This is a genomic window from Actinomadura sp. NPDC000929 (genome assembly GCF_040492065.1).
GTDB lineage: Bacteria > Actinomycetota > Actinomycetes > Streptosporangiales > Streptosporangiaceae > Spirillospora > Spirillospora verrucosospora.
The window spans coordinates 59,233-72,262 of the sequence record NZ_JBEUPA010000027.1; the positions used below are offsets into that span (position 1 = coordinate 59,233).

Consider the following 13,030-nt stretch of genomic DNA (forward strand, 5'->3'; position numbering starts at 1 on the left):
GGGGACCGACGATGATCACAAAGCTACCGGATGGTAGTCAGTGGGCGATATTAGCTCGCGGTCACATTCGCCGAAGCACGGTTTGTCATCCCCGTGACAAGAGGAAATCCCCTTTCACACCTGGGCTTCCGGCCGGTCACCGACCGTGCCCGGGACTACTGCCCGGCGGAGAAGATCTGCTGCATGATGCCCCGGCGGTGCCGCCCCTGGTACGTCGTCTCCGGGTTCACCTCGTCCGGGAGTTCGGCGAGGTAGCGGCTCTCCGCGTCGATGAGCTGCTCCAGCTCGCCGCGGTCGAGGAAGACGCCCTTGCATCCCGGGCATTCCTCGATCACGACCCCGTGGCGTTCGTGGGTGTCGAGCGTGGAGTCGCACTTCGGGCACTGCAGCGTCGCGTCTGACATACCGGATCCCCTGTCCGTCACGCCCGCGTTTACCGTTGCCGGTCAGCATACTGACACCGAGCCCTTTTCGGGTCGATACCAGGACACTCATCCGCCGATTCGGACGCCGGACCGGGGTGCGCAGCCGATCGATTCGCCTCGACCCCTTCGTCGGCATCAGCCCGTTCTGTCCTGCTCTGCCCGGGACTCGGCGCGGCTGAGCGCCCCCCGGCGCCGCGCCACCACGATGCAGGCCGCGCCCCACAGAAGGCCGATCTCGGCCACCAGGGCCACGGCGAGGACGACCGCCCAGTCGGTCCCGTCCCCCTCCTCCGCACTGGTCGGGGACATCAGGCTCGTATGACTCGCATCGGCCACAGGCGGCAGGTTCGGAGGCTTCACGGGCGGCAGGACGACGGGCGCCGACGGCGCCTGTCCGGGCAGGTTCGGAGCAACCGGAACCCCGGCACTCGGCTGCCCCATCCCCGGTGCCCCAGGCCCGTCCACACCAGGCCCGGCTGCCGGAGGCAGACCGCCCCCGTCCGGCTGAGCACCTGCCTGCGGCTCACCGCCCCCGCCCTGGCCCGGCTCCCCGGTCTCCCCCGGCTTGGCGCTCACACTCGGCTCAACGCCCTGCGAAGACTTCGGGCCGCGCGACGGCTCGCTGCCAACACTCGGCTCCGCACCTGCGGACGGCTTCACATCCTCGGATGGCTTCGCATCATCAGACGGCTCCGCACCTGCGGACGGCTCCGCATCGTCAGACGGCTTCGCGCTGTGAGACGGCTTCGCGCTGTGAGACGGCTTCGCGCTGTGAGGTGGCAGGACGCTAGCCGGTGGCTTCGCGCTCTGGCGCGGCTTGTCGCTCTGGGACGGCACAGCGTTGTGAGGCGTCTTCCCCTCAACCGTCGTCGGACACGGCCACCCGTTCACCGTCGTGCTGCCACCCACGCAAGGCGTGGACGGCCCGCCCGGCCCCACCGGGCGCGGGTGGGCCTTCGGGGTCGGCTTAGCACTACGCGTAGGCGCACTGCCCGGAGTCGGCTTCCGACTGGGACTCGGCTTAACACCGTGGGTCGACTCCCCACTGGACGACACACACGGCCCACCGCTCTTGCCCGAGCCACCAACAACGCAAGACGCCGACGCGCCACCCACACCGGGCTGCGAACTCTGCTTCGGCTTCGCAACGGGTACGGGCTCCCCTCCCGTTGCCGAGCTGCACGGGCGGCCGCTCTTGTCGGAGCCATCAGCAACGCAAGGCGTCGACGCGCCGTCCTCGCCAGGCTGCGGACTTTGGTTCTGCTTGGCGACAGGCATGGGCTCGCTGCCAGAGGGCGTCGTGCATGACTGGAGGGGCGTGGTGGTGTTGCTTTGCTCGCAGCGGGGCGGCTTCGTCTGGCACCAGTTGGCTGCGCGGCTCGCCCTGTCGTCGGCGCAGGGCGTGGGCTCATCACCCGTGGACGGATCCGGTGACGTGCCGTTCAGCGCGTTCCGGGCGGCTTTGGAGAAGTCGAAGACCGCGCGGGCCGAGCGGCGTGGGGCGTTGGAGGCGTCCGCTACGGCGAGGATGCTCAGCGGCTTCGCGGACGGTCCCTTCACCATCGATTCTAGGAATCGGACGGTCCCGCTGCGCAGGCGCCCACCCAAACCCACATCGCCCAGTGTGCAGCGCAGCCCCTGGCCGGAGCCAAGGGGCGAGCAATCGGGCGTGCGGCTCGTCCAGGACAACGGGCGGTCAGCCGTGAGGCGCAGGCCAACGTTGCGGGCTACGCCGCCCTCGGTGCGCACCCGAACGGTGAAGGGCAGCGTGTATTCGGATCCCTGGATCGTGACGCCGCCGGGTGTCATGGACACGCGCAGCCTCACCTTGGACGGGGCCGCCTCCGGTATCGCCTGAGCGGCGGGGCTCAACAGCGTGAGCGGTGCGGCCAGCGCGCTGCTCACCGTGATCGCGCCCCAGCGGGCTCTACGACGCTCCCCTCGCACACGCTCCCCCTAGCGGTTCCTCACGGCCACCCGGGGGGCGGTGCCGCGATGTCGGACACAAGGAGTTATTGCCAAGTCACTCGCCGAAGTAACGTGCCGCATCGCGCCAACCCACCCTCTTTCGCACAGTGAAATCGCATCTCCGTAGAATCGGGTGGTCGCTAGGAGAGGAGTCACGGGTGACGGAGGGCGTTCGGTCGCTGGCCCGCGCGTTCGAGCTGCTGGAGCATCTGGCGGACGCGGGCGGGGAGATGGCGCTGTCGGAGCTGACGGAGGCCTCAGGGCTGCCGATGCCGACGATCTACCGGCTGATGCGGACGCTGGTCAACCAGGGGTACGTCCGGCAGGAGCCGTCCAAGCGCTACGCCCTGGGCCCGCGCCTCATCCGGCTCGGCGAGGGCGCGAGCCGCCTGCTCGGCACGTGGGCGCGCCCGGTGCTGGCCCGGCTGGTCGAGGAGGTCGGGGAGACGGCCAACATGGCGGTCCTGGAAGGGGACGAGGCCGTGTACGTGGCGCAGGTGCCGTCCAAGCACTCGATGCGGATGTTCACCGAGGTGGGGCGGCGGGTCCAGCCGCACTGCACGGGCGTGGGGAAAGCGCTCCTGGCGCAACTGCCCGACCAGCGGGTCCGCGAGATCCTCGCCCGGACGGGCATGGACGCGCACACGCCCAACACCTTCACAGACGCGGAAGCCCTGCTGGCGGAACTGGACCAGATCCGCCGGCAGGGCTACGCGCTGGACGACGAGGAGCAGGAGATCGGGGTCCGCTGCGTCGCGGTGGCGCTGCAAGGCGCGCCGACGCTGACGGCGATCTCGGTGTCGGGGCCTTCCGGACGGATGACGCACGAGGCCGTTCCGAGCGTCGTGCCCATCATGCGCGACGCAGCCGACCGGTTCGCCAAGGAGCTCGGCCCGACCACTTCCTGAGGTCGTGCGCCCGTCAGTCGACGGGCTCGCCGACGATGACGGTGGGGCGTCCGCCGCGCTCCCAGGCGACGAAGTCGCCCGCGGACTTCACCAGGACGGTGGCCAGCCAGAGGGCCAGGCCGGTGTCGTCGGCGATGCCCACGACGGGGATGACATCGGGAATGGCGTCGATCGGGGAGATGATGTAGACGAGCCCCAGGGCGAGCAGTCCGAGCGTCCCGAAGGACATGCCCTTGTACTGCCCGCGCAGGACGGACTTCAGCATCCTGGGGACGGCGCGGACGCGCTCCCAGAATCCCGGTGCGTCGGGTTCGAGCGTCTCGCGGTAGATATGCCAGGCCTGCCCGGCGGCGGCCGCACTGCGCTTCCTGTCCACCAGCACTCCTTGTATCGGAACGTCTGTGAGGGCGCGCCCCCGCAACGCCCACGTACGACTAGGACGCGACGAGTGCCGGGTTTGTTCCCTTCGATCGATCATGAGGCGCGGGTCACAGCCGGACCATTCCGGCCGCCGCGGAAGGGTCGACGAGCGAATCCGGTGGTCACGCCCATCCGCGTGACCTCGGGTGAGGTGTTCATCACTCTCGTGGTCGGCGTGCGGCGGTTCGCGGCGTGTCGGCTGGCGTCCGCTGCGAGCATGGGGGATCCGGGGGGAGCGCCGCCTCCGCCCGGCACGACCGGCATGGCCCGTCGAGCATCGCAGGAGCTGACGTACCGATATGAGCGGCGACCATACGAACCGCCCCGTCCACGGCACCGCGGCAGGCGACGCCTACGTCGCGCTGCCCCCGACGGCCGTCGACGCGACCGCGTCCGGCCCGACCCGGCTCATCGTGGCCTGGCCCGGCTTCGACCCGCCCCGGACTGCGAGCGCCCTGGCGACGGCGATCCCGATGACGGGCGTGCCCGTGTGGCGCGTCTACCTCGACCTGCCCGGCCGCTCGCCCGGCGGTCTCGGCTCCGGCGCGATCCTGGAGACCGAGAGCATCGAGGCGTACGGCGCGGCCCTGGAGAACGCCGTCCGGCGGCTGCCCGACGCGCTCGCGCAGATCCGCCGCGACCTCGACGTCCCGGACGGGCCGGTCGGCCTCGCGGGCTTCAGCGCGGGCGCCGCGGCCGCCCTGCTCGCGGTCGCGCACGGTGCGGTCCCGGTGAGCACCGCCGCGCTGGTCGCCCCCGTCGTCGCCCCGGCGCGGGCCGCGCGGGCGGTGGAGAAGCGGTCCGGTTCGGAACGCGCCTGGAGCGAGCGCGCCGTCGCGCTCGCCGACCGGCTCGACCTCGGGGCGCTCGCCGCCGACATCGCCGGACGCGACGTCCCGGTCCTGCTCGTCGGCGGCGCCAAGGACCGCGTCGTCCCCGCGCGGGAGATCACGGCCCTCCGCGACGAGCTGCGCAGGCACGGCGGCCAGGCGGAGTCCACCACGTTCCGGATGGGGCACGCGCTGGCCGCCGAGCCCGGCACCGAGCCGCGCCCGCCGATCACCGAGGCCGTCCGGGTCGACGGCGTCCTCACCGACTGGTTCCGCGACCGCCTCGCCACGCTCACGCCCGCGGCGGCCGAGGCCGCACAGGCCGCGCCCGCCGGCGGACCGGCCGAGGCGAACGGCGACACGCAGCCGATGGAGCAGCGCCACGGTTCGTGGTCGTCCGGCGCCGGGAACGTTCCGGACGCCCGGACGGGCGCCGGGCTGGGACACGGGCTCTGACCGCCCGGCGGGCGCGCTGGCGCGCCCGCCGGGCGGGTGGGAAACGACGAGATCAGCCCTTGGACAGGACCTCGTACCGGACGGGTATGACACCCGATCCGGTGCCGCCGACCTTCTTCATGGCGGCCTTGGACAGGTCCAGGCAGCGTCCGCCCGCGTACGGGCCGCGGTCGTTGATGCGGACGACGACCGAACGGTCGTTGTTCTTGTTGGTCACGCGGACCTTCGACCCCATCGGCAGCGTCTTGTGCGCCGCCGTCAGCTCGGTCGGGTCGAAGCGCTCGCCGCTCGCGGTCATCTGCCCCTCCCAGTAGTAGGAGGCTTCGCAGGAACCCGACTCCACGACCTTGTCCTGCTTCTTCTTCTTGCGCTTCGCCAGGTTCGCGACCTGGGCGTCCGCCTTCGACGACTTCTTCTTGCCCTTCTTGGGAGTCTTCGAAGGCGACGGCTCAGGAGTGCGGGGCCGGCCTCGGCCGGCCCGGGTCGGCTCGCCGTGCGGACGGTCCGCCAGCGGATCGGCGGCCTGCGGCGCGGTCTGCGCCGCCTGCGCCGAGTCGGCGGGCCCTTCGCGCCCGGCCAGGGCGAACGCGCCCACGGCCAGGACGGCGACGGCGGCGCCGGAGACGATCAGGATGGTGCGTAGGCGCGCTCGAAGACGGCGCCTGACAGGGCTACCCACAGAGGAGTCCTTTGTTAGGGGACAGGACCCCGGACGCCAGGCGGATGTGACCGCCGTTCTCTCGCGGCGTGGCCAGGCGACGTCGGCCGTCCCCCGGATCCCCCGCCGCCCGCGGGCTCCTCAGCCCGCCCCGCGCCGCTCTCTCAGGCGCGCCCGCTCGATCGCGGATCGGCGTCCGGCAGGTGCGGCTGGAAAGGCATCTTCACTTATCGAAATCGCTGAAGCGCCGCACAAGTCCCTGACCGTACGTTGTGTCCTCCACAGATCAAGACGTAGAGCCGTTGTTTGTGGGATTTGTCACCTCAGCTTTTGCCCGCCGAAGCTGATCAACTTCGCCGGGTGACCGCATTTCAAGATCGTCTTTACTGCGCGTATACCGCCGATCTCGGACGGATAACAAAGGATCCGGCACAACGGAACGGGGCGGTCCGGCGGAAGATCACTTCCGTCGGACCGCCCCGCGAGCTGGGACGACAGGCCGCGCGTCAGCCGCGCCCGGGGGCGGCCGGGATGCGCGGAACCGCCGGCAGCGCCGGCACCTTCGGCACGCCGAGCGCGGACGCGTCCGGCATGGACAGCGGGCCGTCCGCCGGTCCGCCGTCCGCCATCCTGCGGGCGCCGTCACGCGCCTTCAGCACGTCGACCACGTGGCCGACGTCGCCCTCGGCCGGGGCGAGGCCGGTGCCGGCCTTGTTCACGGTGCCGTTGGCCTGCCCGACCAGGTCGCCGGACGGGGCGGGCCCGGCGTACCGGGCGGCCGACGGGAAGAGCGTCCGGCCGAGGGGCAGCCCGCCGAGCGTCCCGCCGCCGAGCAGGGATCCGACGCCCGGCAGTCCGGAGCTCGGCCCCGGGTCGGCCAGGCTGATGGGCGTCTCGGCGGCGCGGCCGTTCGGGACGGCCGACCGCGCGGCCTCGCGGCGGCCGAGCTTGCCGGCGGACAGGAGCTTGCCGGTGGGCAGGCCCTTGCCGAGCGTGCCGGCGCCGCCGAGCAGCGTCCCGGGGACGTCGCCGCCTCCGCCGGACAGGACGGGCAGCGCCGTCCCCGGCCTGCGGTCGCGCGCGTCGCGGCGGGTCGCACCGGGGCAGTCGCCCTGGGGAAGCCCGCCGACCGGGGCCTGGCCGACGGCCGGCAGCTGCGCGCCGGGCAGCGCCAGCCCGGTCTTCGACTCGACCGCTTCGGCCGGGCGCACCCGGCAGCGGGCGCGGGCGGTGCGCAGCCCCGAGCCCGCCGGAGCGGCCCGGAGGACCCCGTTCGCGGCGCCGCCGCCCAGCGCGGCGGTCCGGGCGCCCGTCCCGGCGACCGGGTCCGGGAGCGTGCGCATGACGGTATGGCCCGTGGCGGCGGTCTCGTAGAGGAGGAGCGTGGACGGACCCGCCGCCGCGCTCGGCGCCGCCTTCGCGGGCGCGGCGTCCGTCGGGGCGGCCGCCACGGCGAGCGCGGTGGCGAACGAGGCGAGGACGGAGACCCTCAGCAGGCTTCTGGCGGAGCGGTTCATTCTTTCCCCCGGGGTTTTCGGATTGGCCCTGCACATGCGGCGTGCGCCCGAGCGGCTGGTGAATCCCGGCGCACCGTCGAGCGGGGACGCTAGTACACCGCGGTGCCGCATGCGGCCGATTCGAAAATGACTTGGGGAAATCAGAAAGATCTAGATGAACTGATCATAGACGCTCGGCGAAATACCAAATGCCGACAATTTCCGATAAAACAAGGGCGGGGGCGCCCCGTGGGACGCCCCCGCCCGCGCGGGCCGGCCGGCTACTCGGCGGCGCCGAGGGAGATGGCCTCGTCGACCTCGTCCTTGCGGGCCGCGAGCTCGGTCGCGTAGCGCTCCTCGTCGACCTTCTCGGCGATCTCCTCGTCCTGCCGCATCAGGGCTTCGAGGTCGGCCTTGGCGTTGTCGAGGACGCCCATGTCCTCGTAGGCGGCCTGCACCTTGTCACCCCAAAGGCCCACGTCCCGGACGCACGGGACGATGCGGCTGAAGAGCAGCGACTGATAGAGGGTGTACATGTCGGAGTTGTCGACATACTCCATGCACCGTTCGACCGGCATGTCGAGCTGCTCGAAGACCTCGCGGCCCTTGAAGCGGTCGCGCATCAGGTAGCAGCCCTCGACGACGAACTCCTCGCGCTCGGCCCGCTCCTTGTCGGTGAGCTCGGCGTAGTAGTCCTTGAGCGCGAGCCGCCCGAACGCGACGTGCCGCGCCTCGTCCTGCATGACGTACGCGAGGAGCTGCTTGACCAGCGGGTTGGTCGACATGTCCCGGTACAGCCCGAACGCGGCGAGCGCGAGCCCCTCGATCAGGACCTGCATGCCGAGGTAGGGCAGGTCCCAGCGGCTGTCCTCCAGCGACTCGGCGAGCAGCTTCGCCAGGTCCTGGTTGACCGGGTAGTACATGCCGATCTTCTCGTGCACGAACTTCGCGTACAGCTCGACGTGCCGCGCCTCGTCCATGGTCTGGGTGGCGGCGTAGAACTTCGAGTCCAGGTCGGGGACGGTCTGGACGATCCGCGCCGAGACGTTCAGCGCGCCCTGCTCGCCGTGCAGGAACTGGCTGAAGAGCCACGAGCCCTGGTGGCGGCCGAACTCGTCCTTCTCCTTCTGCGACATCTTGTCCCAGATGTCGGACCCGAACAGCGGGTTGAAGTTCTCCGGCAGCCCGGCGATGTTGATCGGATCGACCTCAAGGTCCCAGTCGATGCGCTTCTGCGCGTCCCACTGCTTGTCCTTGCCCTTCTGGTACAGGTTCAGCAGCCGGTCGCGGCCCTCGTCGTACTCCCAGGTGAAGCGGGTGTCGCCCGCCATCGGTACGTTCCACGTGTCGGTCGGGACCGGCGTGGCGTAGAGGTCGTGAGAACTCACGGGGGGATCCTCCTCCAGGGGTGACGCCGCACGATCGCGACGCGGGTGTGCACCGCCCATGGCTTTACATACCTTCGTAACATGTAAAGCCCGGTTAAACCAGGGAGTCGCCGGAACCCGTGACGCGGGAGCCACCGAACACGGCCGTCGCCGAACGCGGGCGTCGCCGGGCACGGACCCCCCGAACGCGGTCGCCCGCGCCCCCGGGCGGGGGTGCGGGCGAGCGGGCGGCAGGGCCCGGGGTCAGCGGGACTGGAGGGCGTCCAGGCCGACGGCCTGGGCGATGACGAGCCGGCGGTCCAGGCGCGGATCGCTGATCTCGACGATGTAGCGGTCGCGGAAGCCGAACTTCTTCTCCACGCTGAAGACGACCTGGTCACCGGCGTAGAAGTCGAAGTGGTACGGCCACGCGAACGGCAGGTTCTCGACGTAGGGGATGAACTGCCAGACGCGCCGCAGCACGGCGACGAACTTGTTGCGCTCGCTGCCGGTCGTCACGCCGAGGCCCGGCTGCTCCAGGTGCCAGGTGGAGGCGAGCAGCGACTTCTTGAAGTCCTTGCGGAACACCCCGATGGGCTGCCCGTGGGCGTCGGTGATGTCGTACGCCGAGGCGAGGTCGATGCGCTTGCGCGCCTTGAACCCGAGGATCGGGCGCGTCTTGGAGTCGTCCGAGTACAGGGTGACCTGCTCCTTGAACGCCAGCCGCTTCTGCTGCGCGAAGGCGAGCAGCTCGCCCTCGCCGCCGTCGGGCCCCTCCGCGTGCACCTCGTACTGGTTCACCATCAGGCGCACCCGCTGCCGGATCAGCAGCCGGCGCTGTGCCTGGAGTCTTTCCTCGTCCAGCGAACTCACCCGTTCCGTGTCGGTTTGCGGAGGGGAGTCTGCCATAGCAGGTCCCCTTCATCCGACGTTTTCCGGATGCGTCCGATGTCCGGGTCAGGACTCCTGGATGTGCGCGGCCAGGTACCCGTGGATCAGCCGCTCGGCCTCGGCGACGATCAGCGGATCGCCGTCCGGGCTGCGGCGGAACGCCATCTTCAGCACGGCGTCGCCGGCCTCGACCGCGATGGCGAGCGCGGTGGCGAGGCCGGGGGTGTCCTGGACGCCGAAGGTGTCCACGATCATCCTGCGGAGCCGGTCGGCGACCACCGCGTTGTTGTCGGCGTCGGAGTCGAGGAGGTTGACGTCGGCGACGTCGCCGAAGCGCAGCACCCGGAAGCCGGGCACGGTCCGGTGCATCTCCACGAAGATCTCGATGATCGCGCCGACGGTGTCGGACCAGTCGCCGAACCGGCCACCGGAGAGCCGCGCCGAGATCCGCTCGCCGAACTCCTCCAGGTTGCGCAGCGCGAGCGCCTGCGCGACCGCCCGCTTGTCGGGGAAGAACTGGTACACCGAGCCGATCGCCACCTCGGCGCGCTGGGCGATGCGCGTCGTGGTGAGGCCGTCGTAGCCGTCCTCGTCCAGGATCTCGGCGCAGGCGTCCAGCATCCGCTGGACGCGTTCGGCGCTGCGGCGCTGGGCGGGACGGCGGCGGAGCGGGGTTCGGATCTCGGTCACCTTGCCATTGTCCCTCGGACGCGCGGGTCCCGAGCATGCACAGCGTGCCACACCTCCGGGTCGCGGGAGTCTTCCGCCCGCACCACCCCGCCACTAATATCCGAAGGCTATTCGCATTTTCGGTCGGACCATGGGGGAAGGAAGCGCGGATGGGTCTTCCGGAGAACTTCCGCTGGGGCGTCGCCACCGCCGCCTACCAGATCGAGGGCGCGGTCGCGGAGGACGGGCGGGGACCGTCGACCTGGGACACGTTCTCCCACACGCCCGGGCGGACCCGCGACGGCCACACCGGCGACGTCGCCTGCGACCACTACCACCGCTGGCCCGAGGACGTCGCGCTGATGGCGGGCCTCGGCGTCGACGCGTACCGGTTCTCGATCGCGTGGCCGCGCGTGCAGCCCTCCGGGAGCGGAGCCGTCAACGCCAAGGGGCTCGACTTCTACGACCGGCTGGTGGACGGCCTGCTCGCCGCCGGCGTCGCACCCGCCGCCACCCTCTACCACTGGGACCTCCCGCAGCCGCTCGAAGACGCCGGCGGCTGGATGGAGCGGGACACCGCCTACCGGTTCGCCGAATTCTCCTACCTGGCGGCCGAGCGCCTCTCCGACCGCGTCGACATGTGGATAACCCTGAACGAGCCCGTGGTCGTCACCGCGTACGGCTACGCGTTCGGCGTCTACGCCCCGGGCAGGACGCTCCTGCTCGACGCGCTGCCCACCGCCCACCACCAGCTCCTCGGCCACGGCCTCGCCGTCAACGCCCTGCGCAGCCGGGGCGCGCGCACGGTCGGGCTGACCAACCACTACTCCCCGGCCTGGGCCGCCTCCCCCGCCGACCGGCCCGCCGCCGACGCCTTCGACGCGTTCATGAACCGGCTGTTCACCGACCCCGTCCTGCTCGGCCGCTACCCCGACCTGATGGGGGACGCGCCGTTCATCCGCTCCGAGGACATGTCGGTCATCGCCTCGCCCATCGACTTCCTGGGGGTGAACTACTACCACCCCACACGGATCGCGACCCCGGCCGAGGGCCCGCTGCCGTTCGACATCGTCGACATCACCGGGTTCCCGACGACGGGGATGGGCTGGCCGATCGTCCCGGACGCCTTCCTGGACCTGCTGCGCACCCTCGACTCGCGGTACGACCTGCCGCCGGTCTACATCACCGAGAACGGCTGCTCGTTCGCCGACGAGCCCGGTCCCGACGGCGCCGTGGACGACCCGTCCCGCATCGCTTTCCTGGACGCCCACATCGCCGCCGTGCGGACCGCCGTCGACGAGGGCGTCGACATCCGCGGCTACTTCACCTGGTCGCTCCTGGACAACTTCGAATGGGCGGAGGGCTACCACCCCCGCTTCGGGCTCGTCCACGTCGACTACGAGACGCAGAAGCGCACGCCGAAGACGTCCTACGGCTGGTACCGGGACCTCATCGCCTCGTCCAGGCGTCGCTGACGGACGCGGCGGGCGGCCGCTCCTACCCTTGTCGCATGCCCGTCGAAGTGCAGGAACTCGGAAGAGCGCTCAGGCAGGCCCACCACCGGCAGCACCGTGCGCTCGACAACCGCCTCGCCGCCGCCGGCACGACGCCCGCGCAGTGGGACGCCCTGCGCGCGATCGGCCGCGCACCCGGGGCGTCCGCCCGCGCCCTGGCGGCGGAGACGTTCCAGAGCGAGCAGGCGTTCGGGACGCTCGCCGGGCGCCTGGCCGCCCAGGGGCTGATCGACCGGCGGCCGGGCCGGCACCGCAGCGTCGAGCACCACCTCACGCCCGCCGGCGAGAAGCTCCTCGGCGCCGGCCGGCAGATCGTCGACGAGGTCTTCGCCGAGCTCTTCGCGCCCCTGCCCGAGGACGACCGCGCGACCCTCCTCGCCCTGCTGCTGCGTCTCTCCTCGTGATCAGCCGTGCGGCATGCTGACGCGCATGGAGACTCCTGAGACGCTCGCGGAGGTGCGTGCGCGGATCGACGCCCTCGACGGGCGGCTGGTCCGGCTGCTGGCCGAACGCGAGGGGCTGGTCCGCGCGGCCGCCGCCTTCAAACGCGACGAGGGGGCCGTCCGCGCCCCCGACCGGGTCGAGCGGGTCGTCGCGCTGGCGCGTGAGAGGGCCGCGGACGCCGGGCTCTCGCCCGAGGTCGCCGAGACGGTGTGGCGGGCGATGATCGGCGCCTTCATCGATCTGGAACTGGACGAGCACGCGACGCGCCGCGGATGACCCCATCGGAGTGCCGCCCAGCGCCCCGAGCCAGGTGACAAAGCCGCCCGGCTTCGGACGGTCGATGAGTGCGACGGCGCCCGGAAGGGCGGCCGGAGCCTAGGGAAGCAAACGAAAGGAACAAACCAATGGAAATCAAGATTGCGGATCCTCACGATGTGGAGGGCATCCGCCGGATCGTGAGCGACGTGGTGGCGGACCGCAACCCGTACTGGGTGCGGCTGGCCCCCGCACTGGAGCGCTCCTTCCAGGATGTTCGGACCGTCCACCTGGTCGCGGCCGAGGGCGAGGAGGTTCTCGCCTTCATGCGCGGGCGGTGGATCAGTCAGTCGTGGTCGGAGCGGCACGTGGGCCCCGACGAGGACTTCCACGTGGACATGTTCGCCGTGGTCTCCGGCCACAGCGGGAAGGACCTCGTGCGGCTCTTCGTGGAGTCGGCGGGCGAGTTCTTCACGGGGCCGGTCACGATCGGCTTCAACCTTCCCGAGGGCAGTCCGCTGCTCGACGTGCTGGTGACGCTGGGGTGTGAGATCACCCCCACCGACACGTTCTACGAGACCGGTGCACGGCGCCTTCAGGGCCGCTGGCACCTGCAGTAGCTAGTTCGTAAGGGGGTGGTGGGGGCGGGGGGGCGGGCCCCCCCCCCCCCCCCCCGGGGGGGGGGGGGGGGGGGGGGGGGGGGGCGGGGCCCGGGCCAGCGGGGGGGGA

Annotated in this window: 15 protein-coding genes; 7 read left to right on the top strand and 8 right to left on the bottom strand. The window is 71.4% G+C overall.

Features of this window, described 5'->3' with window-relative positions; translation table 11 throughout:
* Nucleotides 1–155: 155 nt before the first annotated feature.
* Both ABWI04_RS13180 and ABWI04_RS13185 read right to left on the bottom strand, forming a co-directional pair.
* Complete coding sequence (locus tag ABWI04_RS13180) at nucleotides 156–404, bottom strand: TFIIB-type zinc ribbon-containing protein (protein ID WP_345180448.1); 249 nt, start codon at nucleotides 402–404, stop codon at nucleotides 156–158.
* Between the two features lie 156 nt (nucleotides 405–560).
* Complete coding sequence (locus tag ABWI04_RS13185) at nucleotides 561–734, bottom strand: hypothetical protein (protein WP_345180450.1); 174 nt, start codon at nucleotides 732–734, stop codon at nucleotides 561–563.
* Nucleotides 735–1,701: 967 nt separating this feature from the next.
* Here ABWI04_RS13185 and ABWI04_RS13190 point away from each other — a divergent pair.
* Together ABWI04_RS13190 and ABWI04_RS13195 are read left to right on the top strand one after the other, a co-directional pair.
* Nucleotides 1,702–2,283, top strand: a complete 582-nt coding sequence (locus ABWI04_RS13190) for a hypothetical protein (protein ID WP_353832560.1) — start codon at nucleotides 1,702–1,704, stop codon at nucleotides 2,281–2,283.
* A 268-nt stretch (nucleotides 2,284–2,551) separates the two neighbouring features.
* Nucleotides 2,552–3,301: an IclR family transcriptional regulator gene (locus ABWI04_RS13195; protein ID WP_345180452.1), complete on the top strand. Its 750-nt coding sequence runs from the start codon at nucleotides 2,552–2,554 to the stop codon at nucleotides 3,299–3,301.
* Between the two features lie 13 nt (nucleotides 3,302–3,314).
* Here ABWI04_RS13195 and ABWI04_RS13200 read toward each other — a convergent pair whose 3' ends face one another.
* Nucleotides 3,315–3,677, bottom strand: a complete 363-nt coding sequence (locus tag ABWI04_RS13200) for a YkvA family protein (protein WP_089311049.1) — start codon at nucleotides 3,675–3,677, stop codon at nucleotides 3,315–3,317.
* Nucleotides 3,678–4,020: 343 nt separating this feature from the next.
* Between ABWI04_RS13200 and ABWI04_RS13205 the strand changes: the two genes are divergently transcribed.
* Entirely contained in the window at nucleotides 4,021–5,007 is a 987-nt protein-coding gene (locus ABWI04_RS13205) for an alpha/beta hydrolase (protein WP_353832561.1), read from the top strand.
* A gap of 52 nt (nucleotides 5,008–5,059) precedes the next feature.
* Here ABWI04_RS13205 and ABWI04_RS13210 read toward each other — a convergent pair whose 3' ends face one another.
* From ABWI04_RS13210 to ABWI04_RS13230, 5 genes are all read right to left on the bottom strand, one after another.
* On the bottom strand, nucleotides 5,060–5,686 hold the full coding sequence (locus ABWI04_RS13210) for a septal ring lytic transglycosylase RlpA family protein (RefSeq protein ID WP_345180490.1): 627 nt from the start codon (nucleotides 5,684–5,686) through the stop codon (nucleotides 5,060–5,062).
* Between the two features lie 485 nt (nucleotides 5,687–6,171).
* Nucleotides 6,172–7,182: a hypothetical protein gene (locus ABWI04_RS13215; protein WP_353832562.1), complete on the bottom strand. Its 1,011-nt coding sequence runs from the start codon at nucleotides 7,180–7,182 to the stop codon at nucleotides 6,172–6,174.
* 260 nt (nucleotides 7,183–7,442) lie between these two features.
* Nucleotides 7,443–8,549: a ferritin-like domain-containing protein gene (locus ABWI04_RS13220; protein WP_345180494.1), complete on the bottom strand. Its 1,107-nt coding sequence runs from the start codon at nucleotides 8,547–8,549 to the stop codon at nucleotides 7,443–7,445.
* Between the two features lie 243 nt (nucleotides 8,550–8,792).
* On the bottom strand, nucleotides 8,793–9,401 hold the full coding sequence (locus tag ABWI04_RS13225) for an LURP-one-related family protein (protein WP_345180496.1): 609 nt from the start codon (nucleotides 9,399–9,401) through the stop codon (nucleotides 8,793–8,795).
* 84 nt (nucleotides 9,402–9,485) lie between these two features.
* Nucleotides 9,486–10,109, bottom strand: coding sequence for a TetR/AcrR family transcriptional regulator (locus ABWI04_RS13230; RefSeq protein WP_345180498.1), 624 nt, complete (start codon nucleotides 10,107–10,109; stop codon nucleotides 9,486–9,488).
* A 149-nt stretch (nucleotides 10,110–10,258) separates the two neighbouring features.
* On the opposite strand from ABWI04_RS13230, the gene ABWI04_RS13235 reads away from it, so the two are divergent.
* The 4 genes from ABWI04_RS13235 to ABWI04_RS13250 all read left to right on the top strand — a co-directional run bounded on the left by ABWI04_RS13235 (nucleotide 10,259) and on the right by ABWI04_RS13250 (nucleotide 12,921).
* Entirely contained in the window at nucleotides 10,259–11,563 is a 1,305-nt protein-coding gene (locus ABWI04_RS13235; protein WP_353832563.1) for a GH1 family beta-glucosidase, read from the top strand.
* Nucleotides 11,564–11,598: 35 nt separating this feature from the next.
* Nucleotides 11,599–12,006 (top strand): MarR family winged helix-turn-helix transcriptional regulator, encoded by a 408-nt coding sequence (locus tag ABWI04_RS13240; protein WP_345180502.1) that lies wholly within the window; start codon nucleotides 11,599–11,601, stop codon nucleotides 12,004–12,006.
* 25 nt (nucleotides 12,007–12,031) lie between these two features.
* The gene (locus ABWI04_RS13245; protein WP_353832564.1) at nucleotides 12,032–12,322 is read left to right on the top strand and encodes a chorismate mutase; all 291 of its coding nucleotides are present in this window, start codon (nucleotides 12,032–12,034) and stop codon (nucleotides 12,320–12,322) included.
* A gap of 128 nt (nucleotides 12,323–12,450) precedes the next feature.
* The gene (locus ABWI04_RS13250; protein WP_353832565.1) at nucleotides 12,451–12,921 is read left to right on the top strand and encodes a GNAT family N-acetyltransferase; all 471 of its coding nucleotides are present in this window, start codon (nucleotides 12,451–12,453) and stop codon (nucleotides 12,919–12,921) included.
* Nucleotides 12,922–13,030 lie beyond the last annotated feature (109 nt).